Here is a 7,113-nt window from a genome sequence, read left to right as displayed (position 1 = left end):
AGCGCACTACGCCTGGCCGGGCACAAGAGCATCGCCCCCGCCCTGCGGGCCACCGCCCGCAGACCCGAGCGCGTCCTCCAGATCATCGGCCTGATCAGCGAAAAGGGACTTTGACGGAGCCCTGGGCGGGAAGGGTCGAGGCGCGGCAGCTATGTGTCGCGAGGCCTGCCTTGTCGCTGCGGCAACAGGCAGACGCACCCTCGAGCACGTCCCGGCCGAGCGGATCCGACGCCAGCGGACAGGGCCGGGCCATCAGCCCATCGCCTTTCCGCGAGCCCGCGAACGTCCCCCAGAAAACACGTGACGTCGGCTGTCAGCGGGGTATCGGCAGAGTCATGGATCACGCCCAGGCCCCCGTTCTCGACGCGCTCGCGGCCTATCACCGCGCGGGCAGGTACGGCTTCACCCCCCGGGGCACAAACAGGGCCGCGGCGCCGATCCGCGAGTGCGGGCGGTCCTCGGCGCGGACACGTTCCGCGCCGATGTCCTGGCCACCTCAGGTCTGGACGACCGGCAGACCTCGGGCGGGTTCGTCGCGGAGGCCGAGGAGCTCATGGCCCACGCGGTGGGAGCCGAGCACGCCTTCTTCTCCACCTGCGGCAGCTCCTTGTCAGTCAAGGCGGCGATGCTCGCGGTAGCGGGCGGGCGGGGTGAGCTGCTGGTGGGGCGGGACGCGCACAAGTCGGTGATCGCCGGGCTGATCCTGTCCGGCCTGCGTCCGCGATGGGTGCGTCCGCGCTGGGACGGGGAGCTTCACCTGGCGCATCCGCCGTCCGCGGCGGAGGTGGAGGCGTGCTGGGAACGCTGGCCGGACGCCGCGGGCATGCTGGTGACGAGCCCAACTCCCTACGGCACCTGCGCCAACATCGCGACCATCGCCGAGGTCTGTCACCAGCGGGGCCATCCGCTGATCGTGGACGAGGCCTGGGGCGCACACCTTCCCTTTCACGAGGATCTTCCGACCTGGGCGATGGACGCCGGCGCCGACGTCTGCGTGGTGAGCGTGCACAAGATGGGTGCCGGCTTCGAACAGGGATCGGTCTTCCACCTACAGGGCGATCTGGTCGACCCGGCCCGGTTGCGTGCCTGCGCGGATCTGCTTGCCACGACCAGCCCGAATGTCCTGCTGTACGCGGCGATGGACGGCTGGCGCCGGCAGATGGTGGAACAGGGGCACGGCCTCCTGTAGTCCGCGCTCGACCTCGCCGGCGATCTACGTCTCGCCATCGGCGGGCTGGACGGCCTGCGGGTAATGCAGGACGAGTTCCTGGGCGTCGAGGCATCCCATGACCTCGACCGGCTGCAGATCGTGGTGGACACCGCTGGCCTGGGAATCAGCGGCTACCAGGCCGCCGACTGGCTGCGCGAGCACGCCCATCTCGACATGGGCATGAGCGATCACCGGCGGATCAGCGCCCAGCTCACCTTCGCCGACAACTCCCACACCGGCCAGCGCCTCGTCACGGCCCTGCGGGGGCTCGCCGACGCCGCACCAGCCCTCCCAAGCCCCACCCCGGTCGAGCTGCCCGACCCGACCGCTCTCGAACTCGAGACCGTCGCCCTGCCCCGGGACGCGTTCTTCGGCCCGACCGAGGCCGTCCCTCCGCGGGGGGCGGTGGGACGCATCGCGGCCGAACAGCTCACCCCCTACCCACCCGGCATCCCCGTCGCCCTGCCCGGCGAGCGGATCAACGCGGCAGTGGTTCGGTATCTCCTTACCGGCCGCGAAGCGGGCATGGCGATACCCGACGCCGCGGATCCCGACCTGGCCACCATCCGGGTGGCCCGCGCCTGACGCGGCGAGGTGAGCCCGCAAGATGCGCCTCGTCGAACGCCTCCGGAATCATCGTGTCCGCGACCATGGTCAGGACGGCGCCGCCCGCCACGGCGGTCACCGCGGCCAGGACCATGGGCGAGACGCCGCCCCACAGGGCGTACCCGACGACCGCGGCAAGACCACTGATCAGCGCGATGCCGGTCCACAGACCGAACACGTAGCTCGGGGAGCGGCCGGCCCGGCGCATCCCCGCGGCGCTGGACAGCCCCTCGGGCACGTTGCTGACGAACACCGCCACGACGGTGACCGCACTGACCGCCCCACCAGTTACCCGATGACGTGGATCGGCTTGGTTACCTGATGGCGGCGTCGACAGTCTTCTTGAGGGCGCTCGGCTGGGCCGGGCTGCGCGGAGCCTTCTTCTTCGCCTCCAGCAGCCGTTCCCCGATCTCCGACAGCTGCTTGCGGCCGAGTCCTTCACGAACCCGGGGAAACCACTCCCGCTCTTCCTCGTCGATGTGGTGTTCCACGTTCTCGATCAGAACTGCCGTCTTGGCATCGAAACGCTCTGCCTCCGGCGGGAGCGCGGCCAGCTCCATGACAAGGAGGTCTGCGACATGATGCTCCTCGTATGATTCGAGGATGTCGTCCTCCACCGTCGGCAGCAGGCCACGCACCTCCGGATACATGACCTCGTTCTCGATGTAGGTGTGCACCGTAAGCAGCTCAATGATCTTCTCGGCAAGCCTGCCTTTCGCAGCGTGGGCGTTCTCCCCCGCCTCCTGGAAACGCCTGAACGCAGCCTTGATCTCTTTGTGATCTTCCTTCAGGAGCACGATGGCGTCCGTCGACATTCCAGATCCTCCGAATTCTGACGAGGTGAGATCCGCACAGCCGGCCCCGCCCTTCCTCTCAGGTCGTCCACCCGAACGCCACCGACGACGACCGGCGGGAACGGGTGGTAGAGACGCAGATCCCCACACGTCTCCAAGTGAAACGTCCGGTGGATGGACACTGCGACTCATGACCCTCTTCGCGATCACGATGTGGCCGATGACGGTCAATGCGGCCCGCGGTGGAGGCGGCCGACGGCGGCCGTCAGCAGCTCGACGGGGCGGCGGGGCACGCCAAGCAGCAAGGTGAGGGGGCTGCGGTGCAGCACCCGGCCCGGATAGCCGCCGTCGATCCGTCCCGGGCCGGGGCCGGGCTGGTCGACGATGTCGGACGGCTCGGCAGGGCGGTCCTCCCGCAGCGATTCGACGCCCTCGCCGGCAGCTCCAGCCGCCGCCGCGCCGCGACAGGTCTTCGTCCCCCCCTCCCCATCCTGCGCGGCAGCGCCGGTGACGCCCGCGCCACCACGCGCCGCCGGCATCACCGACGCGATCACTCAACGCACCGGCGCGGGAATCGGATGGGCACCGAGCGCGGTGGCGACCGCGACCAGGTTCGCGGCCATCGCCCGGCCGGTGGTTTCAGACCACTGATGGCCCTCGTCGGTCTCCGCGTAGGAGGGCCCGGGCCCGGGCCCCTTGTTCCAGTAGGTCCACGCCTGCCCGGGAATCGTGTAGCCGATGTCGCACAACCCGCCGGAAATCTCGCTGATGACATGGTGGGCGCCGTCCTCGTTACCGGTCACCACCACCCCAGCCACCCGGTTGAAGGCGACGGGACGCCCTTCTCCGTCGGTTTCGGAGAGCATCGCGTCCATCCGTTCGAGCATCCTCTTCGCAATGCTGGACGGCTGCCCCACCCAGGTCGGCGTCGCCACCACCAGAATCTGCGCCGCCAGCAGCCGATCGTGGATCGACGGCCAGGCATCGCCATCACCCATGTCCGTCTGCACTCCGGGCCGAATATCATGATCAACCAGTCGGAGCGTGTCGACGTCCACCCCCTTGTCGCGCAGCGCCGCGGCGACGACACCCGCGAGCGCGTCCGTATTGGACGGCTCGGGAGACGGCTTCAATGTGCAGTTGACGACGACGGCGCGCATAAGGACCGCTCCTTCGGACGATGCCACACCCCTGTCCCCAGACCTGCGCCGCCTGGCACGAGCTAAACCGGATACACAGCGGTGGCGGAGTTCGACACCGAAGGGGCACATCCGTGGATAACGGGCGCCCAGCGGGTAACGACCGTGATACGACCATGACGGCTGTTCGCTGTGGTGCGGGCCGGGGATCAGACGGGTATACGGCTCGCACCGGGCAAGGCAGGGGAAATTCGATGAGGACGGGGCACGATGCCCGGCATGCGGGAGGGCACCGTCCTCGGCCACGAAGTCGTCGGCATCGTCGAGGACGTCGGCCCGTACGTCCGCGACCTCCGCCCCGTGACCGGTCGTCATCCCGTCCCCGCAGAGTTTGCAGGCGGCTGCCCGCGGGGCATCTCAGGCGTACCGGAAACTCGGACAGCCAGCCGCCGAGGGACGGCTGTCGACCCAGAGCGGGCCCACCCCGCAGGACATGATTGTCACGGAGTCAACGCCGTCCACGACGGCCGAGCCCGGGGCCCAGGGCCTCGGGGTGAGGAGGGCAGGCGCGCGTGCGAAGTAGCACGAGCCAGGGGTGGCATGGGCCGTCTTCGCAGCCGGCGACCGCACCTGCGGCGTGCAGCCCGTGACAAGCTCGTCAGAACCCATGATCCCCAGGCTGGGGTGGAGCGACGGCCGGACGCCGGCCGTTCAGCCAGTCGACGCCGAAGCGTTGGGAAGCCGCGGGCTTCGACTCGCATGCGAGGACCGGACGTTGCCCTGGAGGGCGCCGTACGTGAGACGTCAGAAGCCAGGAACACAGGTGGTCACCGGACGTGGACGACGATGAGGCAGGTGTCGTCGTCGGTGTCGGACGCCGCGCCGGCCAGGAGATGGTCGGCGTACGCCTCGACGTCGTCCACGGGGCGTTCCGCGAGACGGAACAGCGCGTCCATGGAGTCGTCCAGCGAGGTCCCCCGTCGTTCGACGAGTCCGTCGGTGAACATCAGGAGGATGTCGTCACGTTCGAGGACGGTGGTGCGCTCCTCGTACTCGGCGTCGTCGACCACGCCGAGCAGAATGCCTTCGGGGACCGGGAGGTATCGGGCGTGGCCGTCGCGCAGGAGCACCGGCGGGAGGTGTCCGGCCTGGGACCACCGCAGTGTGCGGGTGAGGGGGTCGTAGCGCCCGCAGATCGCGGTCCCGGTGACCTGGTCGGTGAGGTGGTGGGTGATGGTGTTGAGCCAGGCGAGGAGCTGAGCGGGCCCTGCGCCTGTGACGGCGAGTCCTCGGAGGCTGTAGCGCAGGTTGACCATGGCGGTGACGGCGTCGATGCCGTGGCCGGCGACGTCGCCGACGACGAGCAGGACGTCGCCGGTGGGCATGGTCACCGCGCTGTACCAGTCGCCACCGACGAGATCGTCCTGTTCCGCTGGGCGGTAGCGGACCGCGATGTCCAGGCGGGCTGATCGCGGTAGTGGCGCGGAGGTGGCGATGATCGCCTGTTGCAGGCGGAGCGCGAGGCGTTGCCTGTCCTCGGAAAGCCGTTCCGCCTGGGCGAGCTGGTCACGGGTGGTGGTGAGGGCCACGTGGGCGCCGTAGGCGGCGGTGATGTCCTGGTAGGCCCCGCGCACGGCGGTCCGGGTGCCGTCGGCGGCGGTGACCGGTTCGCCGAAGGCACGGATGCTGCGGGTTGAGCCGTCGGAGCGCGTCAACCGGAACGTGCTCACCGCCGGTCGTCCCAGCCGGACGAGACTGTCCCGGAACAGGCGCACGCGCTCGGCGTCCTCGGGGTGGGCGTGCCCGTCCAGCTCCTCGAGCCGGATCGGGGGGTGCGGCCGAGGGCGGTGGAACACGGCGTGGGCGTTGTCGGTCCAGAGCACCTCGCCGGTGACGAGGTTCTGTTCCCAGCCGCCGAGCTGGCCCAGCTTCTCGGCGTTCTCCAGCAGGGCGCGGAGCCGAGCACTGTGGTCGGTGGCCCGCCATCCGACCGCGATCCCGTCGAACAGTCTGACCGCGCGGATCTCGAGGTCGACCGCCTTCGCGGCGCCCTCGGCGAGCACGTGGACGGGGAACTGACGGGCGTGGAAGGGCTTTCCGGCAGCCATGACCTGGAGCAGGTGTTCGAACAGTCCGCCGGGCGTCGCGGTGAGCGGGTAGAGGGTGAGGAACCGGCGGTCGAGCAGTTGGGCCCGGCTGCGACCGGCTGGGTCGACGAAGTCCTGGGTGAGGTGGTCGACGTGGAGGTCGACGATGTCTCCGGCCGGGTCTCGGACCGCGCGGGCGAGCATGGCGGATTCGAAAAGCCCGTCCAGGAGGGCCGGCAGCCAGTGAGCTCGCTGGTCGCGAGACGGGTCGCCGTGCAGAAGAAGTGCCTGCATCGCCACCTGAGCGGCCGCGAGCAACTGATGGCGAAGCACGACGTCGAACTCCGCCACGGATTCGGGCCAGCAGACCTCCATCACCCCGACGAGAGTGCCGGCGTCGGCCATGGGGAGCAGCGCCCTCGCTGCCGCTCGGCTCCCAGCCGTGGGGACGGGCTCGCCGGGTGGGACGCCTCGGGGCCACCACTGGGCGGTCGCGTCGTGGAGGACGCGCAGGGGGAGGCTGTCGAACTGCGGCGGAACACGGGACCACCGGCTGGCGTCGAGCGGACTGAGATTAGCGTGTCCGACCAGGCCGAGGCTGCCGTCCGGCTCCAATGCCCACAGCACGACCGACTGTGCTCCTGACCCCGCGAGCATCTGGTCGAACACCACGGCGGCGACGTCGTCGCCGCCGGCCGCGGCGTGCGCCTCGACCTGCGCGAGCCGCGCCTCCCGCCGTCGGCTGACAGGCAGATCCGAGTGCGCGATGTCGTCGAGGGCAGTCTGGTCGACGAGGTCGAGCGCGAGTTCCCGCACCGGAACGCCGGTCTGGCCGGCGAGCCGTGCCAGTTGGGCGGCGGCTTCCGCGGGGGGACAGCGCAGGCGTTCCATGAGGACGCCTTTGGCGAGCTCCACCACGGCCTGTGCGGTCCGCTGCTCCCGTTCGAGATCGAGCTCGGACTGCAGACGGGCGACCAGCGCGGTCCACGACCGCCAGCGCGAGTCGTGGACAGCTTCGCCGCCGTCCACTCGACCTCCAGCGTCCACCTGCCCCCGTCCGAGGGGCACGCACGTCCTGCCTCCACGAGCGGGCTCCTGGTCACCGACGCGTGTACGGCGACTCGTCCGCACGTGCGTTCGGCTGTGTTCAGCCTAGTACTCCAGCCCGACTTTTGTGATCAGTTGAGTTGGAGTGCTGCGGCTTGGCGGCGATAGTGGCTGGCTTGTGCGCGTGCCTGGTGGCGGCGGCGCCACCGGGACCAGGCCAGCACGAAGCC

4 protein-coding genes and 2 pseudogenes are annotated in these 7,113 nt (G+C 70.0%); 1 reads left to right on the top strand and 5 read right to left on the bottom strand.

Translation table 11 applies throughout. The features are described from left to right. Positions 1-335: 335 nt before the first annotated feature. Positions 336-1,795, top strand: a pseudogene (locus tag AB1460_RS34845) (aminotransferase class I/II-fold pyridoxal phosphate-dependent enzyme). Here AB1460_RS34845 and AB1460_RS34840 read toward each other — a convergent pair. From AB1460_RS34840 to AB1460_RS34815, 5 genes and pseudogenes are all read right to left on the bottom strand, one after another. Continuing rightward, positions 1,716-2,102 (bottom strand): annotated as a pseudogene (locus AB1460_RS34840) (hypothetical protein); the annotation flags it as partial. The pseudogenes AB1460_RS34845 and AB1460_RS34840 sit on opposite strands and share 80 nt — an antisense overlap. Before the next feature lie 28 nt (positions 2,103-2,130). Beyond that, positions 2,131-2,631, bottom strand: coding sequence for a hemerythrin domain-containing protein (locus AB1460_RS34835; protein ID WP_368966625.1), 501 nt, complete (start codon positions 2,629-2,631; stop codon positions 2,131-2,133). A gap of 206 nt (positions 2,632-2,837) precedes the next feature. Then, positions 2,838-3,164, bottom strand: a complete 327-nt coding sequence (locus AB1460_RS34830; RefSeq protein ID WP_368966624.1) for a hypothetical protein — start codon at positions 3,162-3,164, stop codon at positions 2,838-2,840. Next, positions 3,165-3,770, bottom strand: a complete 606-nt coding sequence (locus AB1460_RS34825; RefSeq protein WP_368966622.1) for a flavodoxin family protein — start codon at positions 3,768-3,770, stop codon at positions 3,165-3,167. It abuts the gene before it with no gap. A gap of 806 nt (positions 3,771-4,576) precedes the next feature. Next, positions 4,577-6,865 (bottom strand): SpoIIE family protein phosphatase, encoded by a 2,289-nt coding sequence (locus AB1460_RS34815; protein WP_368966620.1) that lies wholly within the window; start codon positions 6,863-6,865, stop codon positions 4,577-4,579. Between the last annotated feature and the right edge of the window lie 248 nt (positions 6,866-7,113).

The organism is Parafrankia sp. FMc2, from assembly GCF_041008525.1.
GTDB lineage: Bacteria > Actinomycetota > Actinomycetes > Frankiales > Frankiaceae > Parafrankia.
Note: the sequence above shows the minus strand (reverse complement) of the source record. Positions and strands in the feature narration are given on the sequence as shown.